The organism is Acinetobacter junii CIP 64.5 (assembly GCF_000368765.1).
GTDB classification, from domain to species: domain Bacteria; phylum Pseudomonadota; class Gammaproteobacteria; order Pseudomonadales; family Moraxellaceae; genus Acinetobacter; species Acinetobacter junii.
In genome coordinates this window covers 49833-68368 of the sequence record NZ_KB849654.1, presented here as the reverse complement: position 1 = coordinate 68368, position 18536 = coordinate 49833, and the positions used below count along the sequence as shown (strand labels likewise).

General features: G+C 36.1%; 8 protein-coding genes and 2 pseudogenes. 4 read left to right on the top strand and 6 right to left on the bottom strand.

The window, feature by feature from the left end:
• Positions 1-32 precede the first annotated feature (32 nt).
• Genes F948_RS01845 through F948_RS16610 form a run of 3 tightly spaced genes read left to right on the top strand, consistent with a single transcriptional unit; the run spans position 33 to position 9702 of the window.
• On the top strand, positions 33-3401 hold the full coding sequence (locus F948_RS01845; RefSeq protein ID WP_004959352.1) for an STY4851/ECs_5259 family protein: 3369 nt from the start codon (positions 33-35) through the stop codon (positions 3399-3401).
• A gap of 1 nt (position 3402) precedes the next feature.
• The gene (locus tag F948_RS16615) at positions 3403-7182 is read left to right on the top strand and encodes a DEAD/DEAH box helicase (RefSeq protein WP_004959350.1); all 3780 of its coding nucleotides are present in this window, start codon (positions 3403-3405) and stop codon (positions 7180-7182) included.
• A 12-nt stretch (positions 7183-7194) separates the two neighbouring features.
• A complete protein-coding gene (locus F948_RS16610; protein ID WP_004959348.1) occupies positions 7195-9702 on the top strand; it encodes a DUF1998 domain-containing protein in 2508 nt (835 codons plus the stop codon).
• A gap of 906 nt (positions 9703-10608) precedes the next feature.
• Here F948_RS16610 and F948_RS01830 read toward each other — a convergent pair.
• From F948_RS01830 to F948_RS16310, 6 genes and pseudogenes are all read right to left on the bottom strand, one after another.
• Positions 10609-11457: a hypothetical protein gene (locus tag F948_RS01830; RefSeq protein ID WP_004959346.1), complete on the bottom strand. Its 849-nt coding sequence runs from the start codon at positions 11455-11457 to the stop codon at positions 10609-10611.
• Positions 11458-11487: 30 nt separating this feature from the next.
• Positions 11488-13605 (bottom strand): TonB-dependent receptor, encoded by a 2118-nt coding sequence (locus tag F948_RS01825; RefSeq protein WP_004959344.1) that lies wholly within the window; start codon positions 13603-13605, stop codon positions 11488-11490.
• Positions 13606-13701: 96 nt separating this feature from the next.
• Complete coding sequence (locus tag F948_RS01820; RefSeq protein ID WP_004959343.1) at positions 13702-14817, bottom strand: tetratricopeptide repeat protein; 1116 nt, start codon at positions 14815-14817, stop codon at positions 13702-13704.
• A 56-nt stretch (positions 14818-14873) separates the two neighbouring features.
• Positions 14874-15113 carry a putative periplasmic lipoprotein gene (locus F948_RS01815; protein WP_004914937.1) on the bottom strand — a complete coding sequence of 80 codons (240 nt, stop codon included), beginning with the start codon at positions 15111-15113 and terminating at the stop codon, positions 14874-14876.
• Positions 15114-15128: 15 nt separating this feature from the next.
• Positions 15129-16622, bottom strand: coding sequence for a DUF4331 domain-containing protein (locus tag F948_RS01810; RefSeq protein ID WP_004959341.1), 1494 nt, complete (start codon positions 16620-16622; stop codon positions 15129-15131).
• A gap of 318 nt (positions 16623-16940) precedes the next feature.
• A pseudogene (locus F948_RS16310) lies at positions 16941-17102 on the bottom strand (dihydroorotase); the annotation flags it as partial.
• A 60-nt stretch (positions 17103-17162) separates the two neighbouring features.
• On the opposite strand from F948_RS16310, the pseudogene F948_RS16305 reads away from it, so the two are divergent.
• Positions 17163-18237: pseudogene (locus tag F948_RS16305) on the top strand (IS4 family transposase); the annotation flags it as partial.
• Positions 18238-18536: the final 299 nt, after the last annotated feature.

Here is an 18536-nt window from a genome sequence, read left to right as displayed (position 1 = left end):
AATTTGAAGCAGGGAATAATAATGGGGGCATTATGGAGTTGTTAGCATCTGATATATTAGGGGAGCAATTGAGTGCTAGACATATTCTTAAGCGAATTTTTGAGTCGCGTAAACTTACTGAGCCAACAAGTCATCCACTGTATAGCTATCATATTACCCTAGAAGAATATCAAGACCTAAAGCGTACGCTGAGATATAGCCAACAAGATCAAAAAAGCCATAAACCTGGTCGTGAATGGTGTGCAGTTTTTACACTATTTGTTTCGGAATGGTTTCGTCGAGAATATAAGAGTGGTTGGAGTTGGGGGCCTGTATATGATGAACTGGGCTTTCAACCTTTGGATGATATTCGCTATGTGGTTCAGCAAGGCTTAGAGGGTTTTTGGAAGCGTCCGATCCTTAAATTTGAAGGTTCAAATCATACCAACTATCTGGGTTCTGCATTTAAAGAAGGGGGATTCCCTTCAAATCTTTTAATGGAAAAAGGCAATCATTATCAGACTGTATTTAAACGTATTGTGGCGCAGTTTAGTCACTATAGACATTATAACCCTGAAATAAATGACCAACTGATTCAAGCTTATACTCGTTATCTGCCACAGGCATTCAAGGAGCATGAAACGCGAGTGCTTATTTCAGATATGGCAGAACATCTTGTTCATTTGGTTGAAACGCATCAATTAGACAATACAGATAATCCAGCAGCTTATTTATCTAACAATTTCCCGAAGTGGAGGGAAGCATTTCCTCTACCATTAGAAAGTAGTGTGGCGGAGCAGTTTTTAAATCAGTTACTCGTTACTTCTAGTACTGAATTGAAGCAAATGAAGACAAAACAGGATGCTTTATCCTGTGCGAGTTTTTTTAACCGCAATTCTAATCAAATCTTAACTGAAGTTTTCCTACCAAATTCCTTAGAAATTACTTTGGAGGACGTTAAAGGGATTCCTCCTCGAGTAGAAATTGTATTGTATGAAGCACATGAACCCTTAGCAAAACTTGGCACAGCAACGTTTATGGCAAGGCCTGAGGCTAAGAAGCCAGTGAATATACGTATAGGTGCACAAACGCGCATTATTACTAGAAAGCATTATCAACATGGATTGATTCTGGCACTACAAAATAAAGATCAGATTCTTTATCAAAAAGAATTACCTCAAACTTGTTTAGAAATCGGTAGTGTTCCTGTTGCATTTGCGCAGGATGAGGGTGAGCTTTGTCCATTTATTGGGCAGGCTTCATTTAAGACAGCAGAATCAGAAATTATTTTACTATTACCGCCATCATATCGATTTACTTCTCAGGAGTGTGTCACTGGGCACTTGTCGAATGCTTTTGGCCAGCATGTTTACAAGGTAAAAGGTGATATTGAAGTTATTGGTGATAATCAAGAACAATATCAGATTCAATGCTCTAAATATTTTGACAAATCAGAACTTGTAGATCTTGTTGGTAAGAAGTTTTCTTGGCCTACAGTACCTGCATTGGCTTTTTTAGGAAGACCTAAGGCACGTTATATAGAAACGGGTTTGCAGTCAAAAAATGATAGTTTAGCTATTTATGCAGAACAAAAGCTTTTAGCTCATCATATGGGTTCTGCAGCATATGGCGTAAAGACTTTAACCATTAAAAATTCATCTCAAAATGTGGTGTTACGTCGCAAGGTTGTAATTTTTCCTGAAGACCTACAAATTGAATTACTGGCGGGTGATACGCCTAATGAAGCAAATATTCGTCTTATAACAAAAAGTAATATCATTTGCTTAGGAATCACTACTGATCATCAAGCAGTGAGTTTTAAGTCGCGTAAACTGAATGATGATATATATGGGCAATATGGTTATGAATATCATCTAAAATGCAATGAGCATCCACCTGAAAATATAAAACTGAATTTGATGCTGAATTTGGGAGATCAAGTAGATTTATTACTACCATTTCCATCACATGGTGCAACGCTCTACAACGGAAATCATCAGCCGATTAAACAAAAAGTATTAACTGTAGATGATTTACTTGGTTCAAGATTATGTTTATATGCGCCAGAGAATAAGCCAACCAATTTTCGGATGACAATCAGACTGAAGAGCATTCATATTCGAGATGTAGATGCGCCTTACTACAAATGGCAATTTTTGGTGAGTGGAAAACCACATCAAGAATCACTTATTCATTATCGAGCTGAAATAGAAGAATTATTAGCATTAACAAAAGACTTAGATGCACGGATTATTCTCGAAGTCACTGGTGGGAAACAATCTTTAAATTATGAGATTAAACATTATCAAACCGAGTTTGAAATAGATGAACAAGGTCATTATTTTTTAAATGGTTTGAATCTTTCAGGTTCACAAGTGGTTGATCCAGTCATCATGGTTTTAAACCAACCTGAACAGGCTGTTTTACCACTCGAACCAGTTACAACTGAAGGTGTTGAAACAGGTAAGTATAAATTGCCAAGATTGAGCAATGTGGGTCCTTGTTTAATTATTCCTAGAGATGAACAATCGATTAAATTTAGACCGAAATTCATATCGCAGCAGATAAAAGAAGATTCATTGTCTTTTGAAACTGCGGATACCTTACATACTGCCGTACGTGATTATCATCCAACATTTAACCCAAATAGTATTGCAGATTACTTAGAACTTATGGCGAGTGATTTGCAAAACTCTGGATGGCTGTATCTTTACCACTTATATTCGAAGTACAACCATTTACCGTTGGTCACATTTCAAGTGTGGAAGGATTTGGTAAGAAATCCATCATGTTTGGCACTGGCGATATGGTTACTTGATTTTGAACATGATATTTATCAACGCTTCGAACGAGAATTCGATTTAGTATGGGAATTAATCCCTGCTAAAGCTTGGAAAAATGCAATCTCTAAAACTTTTGAACTTTATGTGAGTCAAGGTATCCCTGAGGCCATTGTTAAAAAAACGCTGAAAGCGAGATATGCAAAGTTATCTCAAGACATTTCAACGCTAAATCAAAGTTTAGAAGCTTATTATTTTGATGAGCCGGTTCTAAATGGATTAACGCAGAATCAGTTGAATAATATTGTTAACGGTCATTATCTTCAGAATTTATTGAGATACCAGCCTGAAGGTGAATTGTGGCCAATGTGGTTCCAGCAACAACTCACAGCGTGGTTTGAAAAAGATAATCTAAATCTTCCATTAAAACCTATGGTCAGTTTGCCACAGCATGCATCAGTTATTCTTTTGCCAATTTATCTTGCGCTAAAAAATGTAGGTCTAACCAGTTTTGTGCTTGAAGATAAATCAAATAGTTTAACTCATCATAAGATTCGTCAGATCCGTGATTTTGACCAGTCTTGGTTTAACTCAATTTTTGAAATAACAACATCTTATTTATTAAATTTAAAGGCTCACTAATATGCAACCTTATTATTCCGATTTATTAGAACAAGCATGTCAGCGTACAAAAGAATCAACGTTAAGCGTATTAGGGATCAACGATCCTGAGTTAAGAGAACACCTTGCTGAACAAATGTCTCAGCTTCCGGGAAGCAAATTTTCATTTTTAGCTCCACCTGTTTTTGAGCATACTTTTGCTTGGAAACAAGCACCTGTGACGATGACAGAATTAAGTGGAAAATTATTAGCGAAGTCAGTTGTAAGTGCTTTGGATTCGCAGAGTAATGGTCGCTATCGCTTTGGGGCAGAATTTAAGCCTTTTGAACATCAACTAAAAAGTTGGAAAAACTTATTAGCGGATAAAAAATCAATTGTTGTCACATCTGGTACAGGTTCAGGTAAAACAGAATGTTTTATGGTACCAATTCTGAATGATTTATTTGAATTAAGCGAAAATATCAATGCGCCGTTGGAAGGTGTGCATGCTCTATTCTTATATCCGCTTAATGCGTTGATTAATTCTCAAGAAGAGCGGTTAAGTGCTTGGACTCAACATTTTGGCGGAAAACTTAGATATTGTTTGTATAACGGGAATACCCCCGAATCAGAGAGTTCAAATAGAACATTACAAAAGGACCGTCCTTATCAAGTTTTATCACGAGAATTGATGAGAAAAAGTCCTGCTCCAATCTTGGTGACCAACGGGACGATGTTGGAATATATTATGGTGCGTCAAATTGATGCACCGATTATTGAAAAATCTAGAGCAAAGAAAAGCCTGCGTTGGATTGTTTTAGATGAAGCTCATAGCTATGTTGGATCACAGGCAGCAGAGCTTGCCTTGCAGTTACGACGTGTTTTAGAGGCCTTTGGTGTTGAGGCCAAAGATGTAAGATTTGTCGCAACTTCTGCAACCATTGCTGACAGTAATGCAGAACAACAATTAAAGACCTATTTATCTCAGTTGGCTGGTATTGAGGAAAGTCAAATCGAAGTGATAGGTGGCCAGCGTGCAGTCCCACAATTAAAACTTGAAACGAATCACAATAAACTCAGTTTAAAAGAATTATCTGAAATTGAGAGTGATTTAGAAGTTAGTGCTAAACGTTTTGAAGCATTAGAATCGAATCAAACAGCACGAGCAATTCGGGAAATCATTGTTCAACAAGGTAGAGAAAGTTATAAGCCATTAACATCTTTGGAAATTAAAGAAAAATTAAATGCCGACTATGCTATTTCAGTGAATCAAGTCGAAATTATTGCTTGGATTGACTTACTAACAAATACAAAAGCACAAGAAAAAGAAGAGGCTTTCCTAAAAGTACGAGCTCACTTCTTACAAAGAATTACGCATGGCTTGTGGAGTTGTATTAATCCTCATTGTAATCAAAAAGAGGGTACAGCATTAAAAAAATGGCCATACGGTAATGTATATGCGACGTGTGAACAAAAGTGTAAATGTGAATCACCAGTCTTGGAGCTGACATTTTGTAAAGAATGTAATTCACCACATTTATTAGGGCAACTCGTTGACGCTAATGATGGTATTCGTCAGCTTAAACAAGTTGGGGAAGTCAAAATTGATGAGTTTTCGCTGCTAACTGAAGAAGATGAAATTGAAGAAGCCGACATTAATAATAGCTCGAACAAGTTAATAGATTACAATCAATCAATATTGCTAAGTGTAAATGATAACGGGGAGATGCTGAATCTAGATCGTGGAGGCTTTGAAAAATATCCAGGGGAAGAGGAATTCAATCTTTTTGCGACATCAAATAAATGCCACTACTGTGAGCTAGAGACGCAAGAAGGTTATTTGCCTGTAAATAGAAGCATTCTTGGTGCACCTTTTTATGTTACTAAAGCAATCCCGACTATTTTAGAATTTTGTCCTGATATTACGATTAAAGAGTTAGAAGAAAATGGTGTTACGAACATTTCACCTCAAAGCTTACCTTCATTTGGACGTCGTTTAATTACATTTACGGATAGTCGCCAAGGCACCGCAAGAATGTCCGTACAGATGCAACAGGAGGCGCAGCGTTCACGATTAAGGGGTGCTGTGGTGGAAATGTTAAAAAAAATACCTGATCTATCGGGTGGGGAGATGTCTCGAGAGGAAATTGAGGAGCAAATTGAACAAATAAAACATGATCCAAAGATGAAGATGTTTCTGACATTGCTTCAACAGGAACTATTGAAATTAGACACCTCAGACGAAAGTTCGATTTCATGGAAAGAGATGATCGAGAAGCTTACAGCTTTATCCGATTTTAACTTTTCAATACTGAACGCAATGAAGTATTACTCTCCGGAAGTTTTTGGAGATCAAACTGAAGGGTCACATAGATTGATCTCAATGTTATTGTTGAGTGAATTTAGCAGACGTCCACGTAATCGAAATAGTACTGAAACGTTGGGATTAGTAAAAGTTGGTTATAGTGGTTTAGAAAAAGTTAGCAGTGTTCCTTTATATTGGGAATCTAAAGGCCTTAACTTACAAGACTGGAAGGACTTTTTAAAAGTCGTTCTAGATTTCTATGTGCGAGAGTATTACTACATTCATATAGATAGAAGTATTTCAAATTGGATGGGGAGGAAAATTGTTACAAAACGACTATTTGGACCTGATTCAAAATTAACAGAAGATAAAATTAGTAAACAATGGCCTTTAGCTTCTAAGCGAAAGAATAATCGTTTAGTGAAACTATTAGCATTAGGTGGGCAATTAGATTTAAATGCTCCAATTGATATAGATATCGCCGATGAATGGCTAAAATGCGCTTGGAAAGTTTTGACTCAAGATATAGCTATTTTAGAAAGTGATAATGGTCAATTTTTCATTAGACCACAAAAGTTCAAATTTTCATTGAATGAACACGTATTTATTTGTCCCGTCACTCATAGATTAATTGATACTACCTTCAAAGGTATTACGCCATATCTACCGACAGGTATTCCAAAGAGTAAAGAGGCTTTCATTTGTCAAAAGACAAAAATGCCGAATTTGAAGGTGTTTAGTTCCAATAAAGATCATCATGACAACATTCAATACATCCGTGAATTAATTGCTAATGATGAGACAATTAAGGAGCTACGCTCTTTAAATTTGTGGAATGATCTTTGTGATCGAATTATTGAAGGTGGCATGTATTATCGAGTTGCAGAACATTCGGCACAGCAAGCAAGTGAGCGATTACAAGACTACGAAAAGCGATTTAAATCAGGCGAAGTGAATGTAATGAACTGTTCAACTACTATGGAAATGGGGGTTGATATTGGCGGTATTTCAGCAGTGGTGATGAATAACGTACCACCACATCCTGCAAACTATCTGCAACGTGCGGGTCGTGCGGGTCGTAGTAAAGAATCTAGAGCACTTTCTTACACAATCTGTAAGTCAAATCCACATGATCAACAAGTATTTCATAACCCTAAATGGGCTTTTGAGACCAGTATTCCGGCACCTTATGTCGCTTTAAACTCCAAGAGATTGATCCAAAGGCATGTCAATTCCATGTATCTCTCTTTCTTTTTAAAAAATGAGATTGGAAATACAGATGCTGAGAAAACTAAATTAAATTTGAAGTGGTTTTATTTAGCAAATGGTGACGAAGATATTTCTGTTTGCAATCGATTTATTAATTGGTTAAAAGCCAATATTTATACATATTCTTATGCGCTAGAAAAATTAATCAAAGGTACCGATTTATCTTTTGATTCCGTTGAAAGTATTTTAGGGAACACTATCCAAAAAATCACTGAAATGCGTGATCAATGGTTAAGAGAATACCTGTGACTAGAAACACAGATGAGTGAGGCAGTGAAAGGTAGTGCTTACGCTTATAGATTAAGTATTGAAATGCGTAGACTCAGTGATGAATATTTATTAAGAGAACTTGCTGCTAAATGCTTTCTACCAGGGTATGGCTTCCCAACTGATATTGCATCATTTGAAACGACCAATGTCATTGACTACATACGTCAAAAGCAAGATAGAGATGCTGAAAAGCAACGAAAGTCTAGAGAAGATAATGTGTCTTTATTACGTGATATGCCAAGTCGAAATTTAGCTGTCGCTATTCGAGAATATGCGCCGGGTTCAGAAATTGTATTGGATGGAAGGGTTTTTAAATCCAAAGGGATATCATTAGCTTGGCATAATATTCATAGTTCTGATGCAAAAGAAGCACAGAAATTTGATTTGGCATGGCGCTGTGTACATTGCGGTCAAAATGGATTTAATACAGATAGTGCAGTCGATATTAATAATGTTTACTGTGATAATCCAAGTTGCGGTGAAAAAATTCGCATAAATGAGCAACGTAAAGTTCTGCAGCCAACTGGTTTCGTTCATGATTTTTATGAAGAACCTAGTAACGATGTAACAACACAAACTTTCATACCTGTCCAAACCCCTTGGATCGCTGGAAAGGGGGCAAGATTAAGCTTGCCGAATAGTGCCTTAGGATTTATGGTTGCCGATACATCGGGGCATGTATTTAATTATAGTTCAGGTTTATATGGGCATGGTTATGCTGTGTGCCTTGAATGTGGTCGAGCAGAATCCCAAAAGGAAAAGGAAAAATTTCCATTGTCTCTTTCATCAGAGCAGAAACATTATCCATTAAAACCATCTAAACATGATCGAGAAAATGGGCAAAGAAAGTTCTGTGAAGGCAGTGAGCGTTTAATCAAAGATTTACATCTAGGAAGCTATATGACTACAGATATCTTTGAATTGGTGTTACATCACCCTGAACGTAATGAATATCTTACAGATAGTAAAGAAAATGAAAGTATAGCATTTACTTTGGCTGTGGCTTTCAGAAAAGCATTAGCGAAAAAGTTAGGTATATCAGCTAATGAATTGGGATATGGTAAGCGTCCAATATTATTAGATGGTAATCATCAGATTACAGCTATTCAGGTGTATGACGTCATTAGTGGTGGAGCAGGATTTGCGAGTTCAGCTCCTCGTCACATTGAGTCGTTATTATCTAGTATGGTCGATGAGCTTGAATGTCCGAAATATTGTGAGTCTGTATGTGCTCATTGTCTTTTGGATTCACAGTCACGACATCATTACAGTTTGTTAAATCGTCATGATGTTAAAAAGTGGTTAGGTGCAAACTATAAAAACTTTATTTCTACTGAAGAATTGTCATTCTTCTCTGGTGCACAATATTGGCCATATAGCTTGAAAGAATGCATTGAACACCATGTATCATTAGGGGCTAAGAAACTAATTTTGAATTGGGGTGGAGAATCTGATAGTTGGGAGTTGTTATCTCCTAGTGTTAAAAAAACAATTGCTAGATGGGCAGAGGATACAAGTTTAGAAATCGATATTTCTCTACCACAAACTATCATAGATTCTAAAGCATATTTGGCTGAGCTGAAATTTTTACAAACACACTTTAATGTACAATTTGTCGATGGTGACAATATTCATCAATCTATTGTGGCACAACTATATTTGACAGATCGTATTGTTACAGTTGTTAGTCCTGATATGAATAGTCGTATACCAAATGAAGAGTGGTTGAATACAAATGCCATAGTTGGAGTTAGTGAAACTTATAAGTTACTGAGTGAGAAAGTCATAACATTACCAACTTTAGTGGAAAAAAATCAAAGCTCGATTGTGGGATTAGATCTTCTTGATCAATTGAATGTTGATTTATGTAGCTTTGGTCGTAAGTTCTGGAATTTGGTTGCTGAAAGTACTAGTGAGTTCGGAGAAATTTGCCAGAATGAAACTATAAAAAGTATTGAGTATTCAGATCGTTATATCAAGTCAGCTAGCAATATGTTGTTAATTGTTAGTTGGTTAAAGGGGCTTGAGGATCAAGTTGGAAATATTGGTCAGTTGAAGATTAAGACAGTTATTTCTGATGATGAGACAAAAGATTTACCAACGATCCTTCATCATGATTACCATAGTGTGAAACAATTTGAGAAGGTTTTTGAAAAACTATTAACTGATAATTTAGATATATCCCAAAAAGAAATAGATTTAATGACCTATGAAAATGGTAAGGCTCTGTATCACAAGCGAAATTTAACTATAACTTTTGAGTCGGGGACTATATTTGATATTCAGCTCGATCAGGGGCTTGGCTATTGGAGATTATTTGAGAGTCATAAATTGTCACAACGAAATGTCTATTTTAATGCTCAAAGGGACTTCGTAAGTGTGGCTAAAGGGCTTACTGATTTACAAAAATTTATTGTCGTTAGAAATGGAGAACAGAATCCAACGAGCATTTATGTGAAAAGGAGAGTGGCTGATTTAGTCGCAGTTGTTTCTAAATAATAATGTTATTGAAATGTTGTCTCTTTTCATCTCGAGAAAGATTAGATGGGTGGTAATAAATCTCACCCATCTGTATTGTAGATTTTTTGCTGCGATATCATAAGGGATAATATAAAAACATGCTTAATCAGGAATACTTGTGTCTAACTTACGCCGTGAACATGCTATGTTTCGAATTATAAATCTTTATGAAACAAATACTACAGCCAACTAAAGTTTCTAAGGATTTTCTAAACTCAATTAGGATTCGGTTCCAGCTACTTTAGCTTTTGAACGATGATTTTTTATTAAGGATTTTGACACAAAATTTGGCACAAACGTTAAAGCCTAATAGATTCTAACGTATTATAATTTATTGAAAAATAATGAATTAGAATTTAATAGAATCTATTAATGTTATTTTTGTAGAGTTCGAATCTCACCGCTTCCGCCAAATATCTAAATAAGCCCTTGTTTTTACAAGGGTTTATTTTTTACTTGTGCATTTACCCCTCAACCTACCCCACATCAAATGTTGGATTATAAAAATCTAAATAAGAATAATTCAAAAATGTTCAGATACTCGTTGAATTTAAGATTTCTTCCAGTACAAGGAATCTGTAATGTACTTCGCACTTGATGATGTGTATCGAAACTACAGGAAACTTTCACTTGGAAGTTTCTATGCAAATAATTTGTAAAAGTTCTCTGCCATTTGATTCGGTGTTTTTAAATCTAATCCATTTTTATCAGCACACATCAAGATAATATTGGTGGAAAAGCGGCTATTAATTTAATAATAGTCGCTTTGTTCTTTCTATGGGTTTCGACTTTAGTTAAGCGCTTTTTGAAAATTTCTTAATACTTTCACCATTTTCGTATGGTTATTATTTTTAATCAAATTCAGATCGTTGAGAATTTAGGTTTTTAAACTTCGACCGTAAAAGAATAAGGTCTTTCATTCAGATTGCTATTTATAAAAATCGCGTCAAATGACATGTTTTCTAATAATGTTTTGAGGTTGTGATGTGTTTTGATTGAGTCAGCTGAAAGTTTAATAAGCACAATCAGATTGACGGGATCTATCATAAATTCAATCGTTGTCGGTTTCGTTTTGATAAGACTCAAATCATTTTCATGTAAAAGTTTTGTGATTTGTTGAGTGAGCTGATTTATTTGTAATTCATCATCTTTTGAAGGCGATGTCATACTAAGCTCAATCAAAGTAGAGTAAAGCTCTAAATCTTTAGGATCATCAATGACATCGACCTTGTATAAACCTAATGACTCAGTTTCAGACTTCGAGATGGGTGATTTATTATCTTCCAAAAAATTTGTATCCATCGGTTTGATATTTGCTTGATACAGATTAGACACATCCTTTGCATCTTTGATGGCTTTTTTAGCTCTGTTTTGTGCATCTAATAATGGATCATATAAATTATTAGCCTCTATCATTTGTGTATCTTGAGTGAGATCAAAAAAATCGGGGACTTGATTTGCTAAAGTGGTGCTGTCAGTCGAGGAGGCATCTAAACTTTTTGAATTCTGAGTCTGAAGTTGATTGACCGTTGATGAGGAAGGCTCAGAAGATATTCGCACTGTATCATTATTTGTTTTAACTGATGCCGAAACAAAAGTTACTTTCATAGTCGATCTAATATCAGAGCTATTTTCAGCATCAGGTTTTAAGAGCATGATGAGGATCACAACATGCGCGATGATGCTAAAGAGAAATGCGCTCTGTGAAACATTTAGTTTGTTTTGAGACCACATAACTTTTCTCCTGAGCATTCATGTTGAAAATCAGAATAAATAACGTAAGGTCATTCTGAGGTTTCTTCCCTCAGTTGGATGGACATGCTTATCTAGAATACCTTCACGTTCAGTTGAGCTAGGCGAACATGCCGAATCTCCTAAATCCTGTCGGGCGCATGAAGCATAGTAGTATTCAATATCATTAATTTTTTGATCAAATACGTTGAACAATTCAAGTTGTGCTTGGAAGTTCTTATTAAATTGATAACTGCCTTGCAAGTTCACCAAAGTTGAAGAGTCTGAACGAACTGAATTATCTTCAATCAGTGGGCGTGAACCAAAATAACGTAAACGACCACCAAAGTTTAATTGGTCATTAAAATGGTATGTAAAACCAGCAGCGACAGTCTTTTCGATCGTACCTAGTATGTGGTTTCCTTCAATACTATGATTTTTAAATCTTGCTTTTGACCATGCCGCATCTAAATCGATGATCCACGCATCAGTAGGTTGATAGAACTGTGAAATTTCAATCCCTTGGCGTTTACTTGGTCGACTAGCCTCCGTTGTACCAGCATCGCCAATAAATACCAGTTCTGAATCAGAATCAAGTTGCCATAAAGCAATCGTACTCGTAAGTTCTGGAATAAAATTAGCTCTGAGTCCAATTTCAGAATTGATGGTTCTGACTAATGGTGAAACAGAATCAATTTTACTTAAATAGTTACTGTCTCTTGGGTCAACATTCAATCTTGTCGTGGTACCTCTAGCATCATTACTATGAAATCCATACGCATAATTCAGATAATATTCAATATTTTTCCAAGGTCCTAAAACGATGCTCAGTTTAGGGCTGAGAATTTGATCAGTTTCATTACCTGAATTTTCTTTACGATCTGAATTGACATCAAATGAATAAAAATCGCCACGAACTCCAAATATAGTCTTTAACCAAGGTTGCCAACTGGTTTGATTCTGCCCCCAAATACCAAAAGAGAACTCTTGAATATCATCTTGGCGAATTGTGTGGAAGCGTTGACGGTTTTCAGTTTGATAAAGCCCGATATCCGCGATGTAGTCATATCTAAAAGAGCTTCCATATGTATTTAAAACGTCTCTATCTTGCCAAACCGTAGCCCAACCTTTTTGATACTTTGCTCCAAGCGTTGTGCGTTCCTCCGCTTGTTCAAATTGATCCCCACGTAGTGGATCATTAAGAAAATAACTAAAATCAGAAAATAAGTTCAGCTTGTTATAGACGGCATAGGATGAAAGCTCAGAAAATTGTTTTTCATCATGATTTTTTGCACTGTACCAAAGGGCAATACGTGAAGACTCTCCACCATCACTGGTATTCAGGCTACCAAATCGATCAATCTCCCCATTGTCAATTAAACGCTCGGGGATTTGATCAGTTGCATCCCATTTAGACTGGTAATGTTGAAAAGCAATGGACTTATTTTTACTGTGGTCTCCGCTAAAGTATTTTAGAAATACATTTTGTTTGGACAAATTCTCAGGATTTATCCATGGTCCATCGTTATTTAAATTTTCAATTGCAGCAATAATTTCACCATTCTGTAGTTGCAGATTGCCAACACCTAAAACTCTAAGTAAATCATTTTTCCCTAGTGTCATTTGTACATAGGGGCGATCTAATGAATGAATACTTGAAATTTTCGCAGTACCAGCCGAAGCGAAATCACCATCATCAATTGATGTTGCACCTTTATGATATTGGATCGTTTCAATCAGTTCTGGAATCAGAAAATTTAAATCGGTATAGCCTTGCCCATGTGCATGACTAACCATATTGATAGGGATTTCATCGAATGAAGTGGCAAAGTCAGTACCATGATCTAAGTTAAATCCACGTAGGAAAAACTGATTTGCCTTACCTGTACCGCTGTGTTGCGTTACGATGACTCCTGGTATCGTTTCTAGTACTTCACCAGGTCTAGAGAGTGGGCGAGTTTGAATTTGCTCTTGAGAGATCGTACCTTGAGAAGCAGTTGTAGCGATACCAAATGACTCATCTGTAGAAGATGAAGCTGAGAGCTTGATCGTCGGAAGACCTAGAATAAGTTCACCACCTGCATAAGTCATTTGACTCAAGTAAAAGTGGCTACTACCTATCAAAAGTAAAGAAATGATCTTTTTTTTCATTTTTTTTCACTTATATAATTTTATGGTTTAGCTTAATTTTTTTGCTGTGAAATCACTGTGAATCGTAACGATTAAAATCCTTTATATTAAAAAAAATCAAAGCACAGCAACCATTTGTTTTAAACGTGGAAGATAAGTTGGATTTTGATAACCTGTGATCGTGCTCCAACGCAACAGTTTTTCAGCACTTATACGGTCTTGGCTTGCGAGTGCCAGTTCTGCATAAACCTCAAAATCTTCATTTTCTCTTTGCATATCCCAATTTTTCGCAGCGATCTTGAGACCTTCTTGGTATTGCTTTGATACCCAAAGATATTGTGCTTGTTCTCTCAAATGGATGTGATCTTGCTCTTTTAATAAGGTTTGAACACGCAAGCTTAACTCACTCAGGTCTTTATTTGATGAGTGATCATCTAGTATCTGTTTCGCTAAAATAATTCGATAAAGAGCACCATCATGATAACGATAGGGTTCTAAGATCTTTAATGCTGTTTGATATTGTTGTTGAGCGATATACCAATTTGCTTTGGCGAGAGTATTAGGTAGGTTATCTGTTGCAAGTAAGGGAATAGCTTGCGTCGCAAGTTGTTGGTCATTAAATCGTGTGGCAACTTCAAGCAATATATTTCCAAACCACTGTTTATCATTTTTACTAAGTCGTGAAGTCGCTTTTAAAAGCTCATCTGCTTTAGGTTTTAAATCTGAATAATTCTTGGTCATTGCCTCAACTTGGAGGATACAGCCAGCTTGATACCATTTGACTTCGGAATCATTTAGTTGATTGCATAAGCTAAGCGATTGATCGAATTGACCTTGAAGTCTGTAAATATTTGCGAGCTGTAAAATAGCATCATATTGGTTTGGCTGAGATTTCAGTATTTCTTTTAGAGTTTTTTCTGCTGTACTAAAATCATGGTTAGCCTGCGCTAATCGAGTTGCCAGTAATTTATTTTCCACATCGGAAGGATTTTTACTGGTTTTCATTAGGTTTTCAGCTTGTTGCAATAAATCACCATCGCCACGAGCATATGCTTTTTCGAGTAATACGGTCACAATTTGGTTTCTCACTGTATCGTTATAATGATTATTCAAACTGCTTTGATTGTTTGTAAGTTCTGAGCTTGTATTTTTATGTTGATGTTTAGGATGTGCATGCACAGGACCAAAGTAACTAAGTACTAAAACAGCAAGGGTAAGTTGGCGGATTAACATTTAGAAAAACTCCTAAAAAAGCCCTTAGTTAGCTAATCTAACCAAGGGCTTTTGTTTTAAAATTTAACTGCTACAGGTTCAGCTTTGTTATCTATGGTTGTTTCTGATATTGCAGTCAGAGTTTTTGGTTCAGCTTGTTCAAAGTTGCTTTGCGATTGGTTGGTCAATATCAACGTTTCTTTCAGTACAGCATCACCTTGAGATTGGTTGTTATTGTTGGGTTTAGATTTATTATCATCGCCACCACATCCGCTTAATCCAATTGCAACCATGAACAACAGCATATATTTTTTCATGGTGTTTACTCCTGATTATTTGCTAGCTGTATTAAACGGTGAGCCTGCTACTGGAGTGTTTAAGTATGGGAAAGCAGTACCAAATTGTTGAGGTGATTGTAGAGCTCCATCAGTAAAGCCTATTCCTCCTGCTTTAGCATCACTCGCTTTACAGCCAACCGCAGTATTCACACCATCAATTGTGCAAAGTAAGCCCATTGCAACTCTTAGCTCAATATCGACGACATCATCGCCTGGTCTACGACCATTTGGGAAACCAGCAGTATCACCACCAATGACGCCTAAACGACTTTGCTTGTCTTTTGTTGTCGGTGCGATTGCTGTATTCAAACGTAGCATCTCAGACGCTTTCACATTTTTTGGTTGATTGAGACCAGGAATACCCAATAAGAATGCATTCACTAAGTCTGTACGTGGGAAGTTGGTTGGTGCTACAACAGCGCCGCCTGTGGCATCTTTAAACAGAACCTCAATTAAAGTTGGTAGTGCTGGATTAGTAACATAATCAGCAAATTGACCATCATTGGCTGGCTTGCTGGCATTGAATTTGTCTTTGTCTTTCAAGCCGATCACAACCTCATTGACTAACGGCATACCCAAACGTGAAACTTGAGTCCATGCACCACCAACTTTTGATGCGCTGTTCAAGTTGCTATCAGGATTTGGATTTAATAAGGTTGCTTGAGGTAAGCTCGCAGTCGTCCAACCACCAATCACAGTATCGTTTGTTGATACTAAACAAGATTGTGGAACTTCAAGAGCGATCGTCGTGACGTTTTTATCAGCAATTGTATTTAAGCCTTGATCTTCAGCATTGACACCAGAAGGTGCAAGTTGAGTGGCTGGAATTTTGATATTGACTAAGTCAAATACTTCTCCCAAGTTCACCGCAAAAGATTCTTGGCGTTGACCAACGAAAACTTTACCTGAACCACAGCTTCCGAAATTCACGTTTTGTACAAAAGTATCTGCATAAGCTTGATAGTTAGGAATAGATTTTGTTCCTACATTATCAAATGGTTTTTTGAAAGTGCCGAGCACATTACGATCACCTTTGCGACGATCTCCTTTAATCATCGTCACTGTGTAGGTTTCAGCCGTATTTTGTGCTGAACTACCGTCATTGGTAATCTTGCCGATGTTAGATAATGGAACAGAAATATTTTTGCCGCCCACTGGAACTTGAAGGTCTTTTAATTCTTGGTTGAATTTGAATTGAAAGGTGATGTCTTCTTGAGCATCGCCATTATTGTCTACATGGATTTCGTATAATGCTTTTGGATCAAGAGAAAAGTAGTTCGGGCCGCCATAGGCATCTTGAAGTGGTTGATAATTGGCTAATAATGTAACGAAGTTACTGCGCCCAGATTCATAGCTTTTAAACATATAAAAATCTGTAGCATCTACTTTTGGTAGCTTAGTGATTGAGGGTGCTTCTCGGTGACTTGAAGCAAATGTGGTTGCACTAAAGCTACTTAGCAAGATTGCAATAAGTAGGCGAGAGTCCATAGAATATCTCCTTGATCACTTTTTTGATCTTAGGTTTTAATTTTTGATAAGTTGTTATGGGTCTTATGCTTTTCCCTAATTTGAAAAGTAGTTATATGCATTAGACATTTTAGTTTTACAGATCAGCTTGTGAATTTTGTGTGATGCACTTAACATATTTTCTTATGTGATTGATTTTTATATTTTAAATAGTTTTTTAGTTTATACGTTAATAGCCTAAGTTGATGATCAAATCAGGCAGGAAAATATTGAATCTATGAAATGAGATCAGTGAATTTTAGTTTCATTGATCTCTAAAAATATAAAATCATCCCTTGTTTAACGATTAATTTCTAATGCTTGTCCACGACAATTTAAGAATAACTGATTTTGATGCCAAGCCAGTTGCCCAGAAACAATGGTAGTATCAACTTCATAACGAAAGGTTTTATCTTGGAATGGAGTCCAACCACATTGCATATAATTTTTTTCTTTGTACACGACAAAAAAGATAACTCATTGAAATAATGGCATAATACTTGTTTTCTGACGACGAATATGATGACACATTTCAATGAGTTACATCTCATCTTAAACAAATATCTAAAGTGGAACAAGTCACATGCAAAATGTTTACACTGATTATGCTTGCATTAATTGTAAAACAGACATGTTATCTTTCTTCTGCATCTAAAGCCTTACCCACCAAGTGCTTACCACAATCATTTTATCGACGTATACAACGCTTCTTTGCAGATCAGTATTTCGATTATCGTCAAACTTCTCAGTTAATTTTCAATATATTATCATTCGATAAAGTCCAATTAACTTTGGATAGAACCAACTGGAAATGGGGAAAACGAGATATCAATATCTTGATGTTAGCCATCGTCTATCGTGGAATAGCGATACCTGTTGTTTGGACATTGCTCAATAAACGTGGCAATTCAGATACAAAAGAGCGTATTGCTTTGATTCAACGCTTTATCTCCATTTTTGGTAAAGATCGTATTGTGAATGTGTTCGCAGACAGAGAATTTATCGGTGAGAAATGGTTTACATGGTTAATTGAAAATGACATTCACTTCTGTATACGTGTTAAAAAAACTTTATTGTGACCAATCACTTAGCCAAGAATCATAAAATTAGTGATTTATTTCGTCATCTTCAAGTTGGTCAAACAGAATGTCGTAAACGACGTATTTGGGTTGGTCGAGTGAAACTGTATATTAGTGCGCTACGATTAGAAGATGGAGAACTTTTACTTGTTGTTTCTCCTATGTTTAATGCTTCTGCTATTGGTGATTATGCATTACGCTGGGAAATCGAAACCTTATTTAGTTGTCTCAAAGGACGTGGATTCAATCTTGAAAATACTCGTTTAACAGACCCTAGACGAGTCAAGAAATTGATAGCAGTGCTAGCTATCGGTTTCTGTTGGTGTTATTTAACAGGTGAATGGCAACATGATCGAAAAAAAGCGATAAAAATAAAGAAGCATGGACGACTTTCAATAAGTTTATTTCGCTACGGTTTGGACTATGTTCAAATGGTTATTCTACGTTTGATTGGTTTTGGAAAAAAAGAAGAATTTAAGAAAGTGCTCGCAATTTTAAGAAAGAAAAAGCCTGATAGGATAGGCCCTATGAAATTTGTCGTGTACAGAGCAAAATATTATAAGTTGACTGTAGCGTTCAATATAATTTAAACCGATTGCAATGATTTGAATAAATCATTATATACCTATTGGGCTTTTAATTTATCTTTTGGTAATTTTAAGTATCTGTAAATTATTCTGTTTTCTTATTTTAAAAAGTTTTTTTTGTGATGTGCTTGTGTAATGAATGGTAGTTATTTAAGCAAATCAGTCTTTAATCAGTACAATCAAAATTCACTCTTTTTTCACTTATCGCCATCTAAGTTCAAACATGAAGT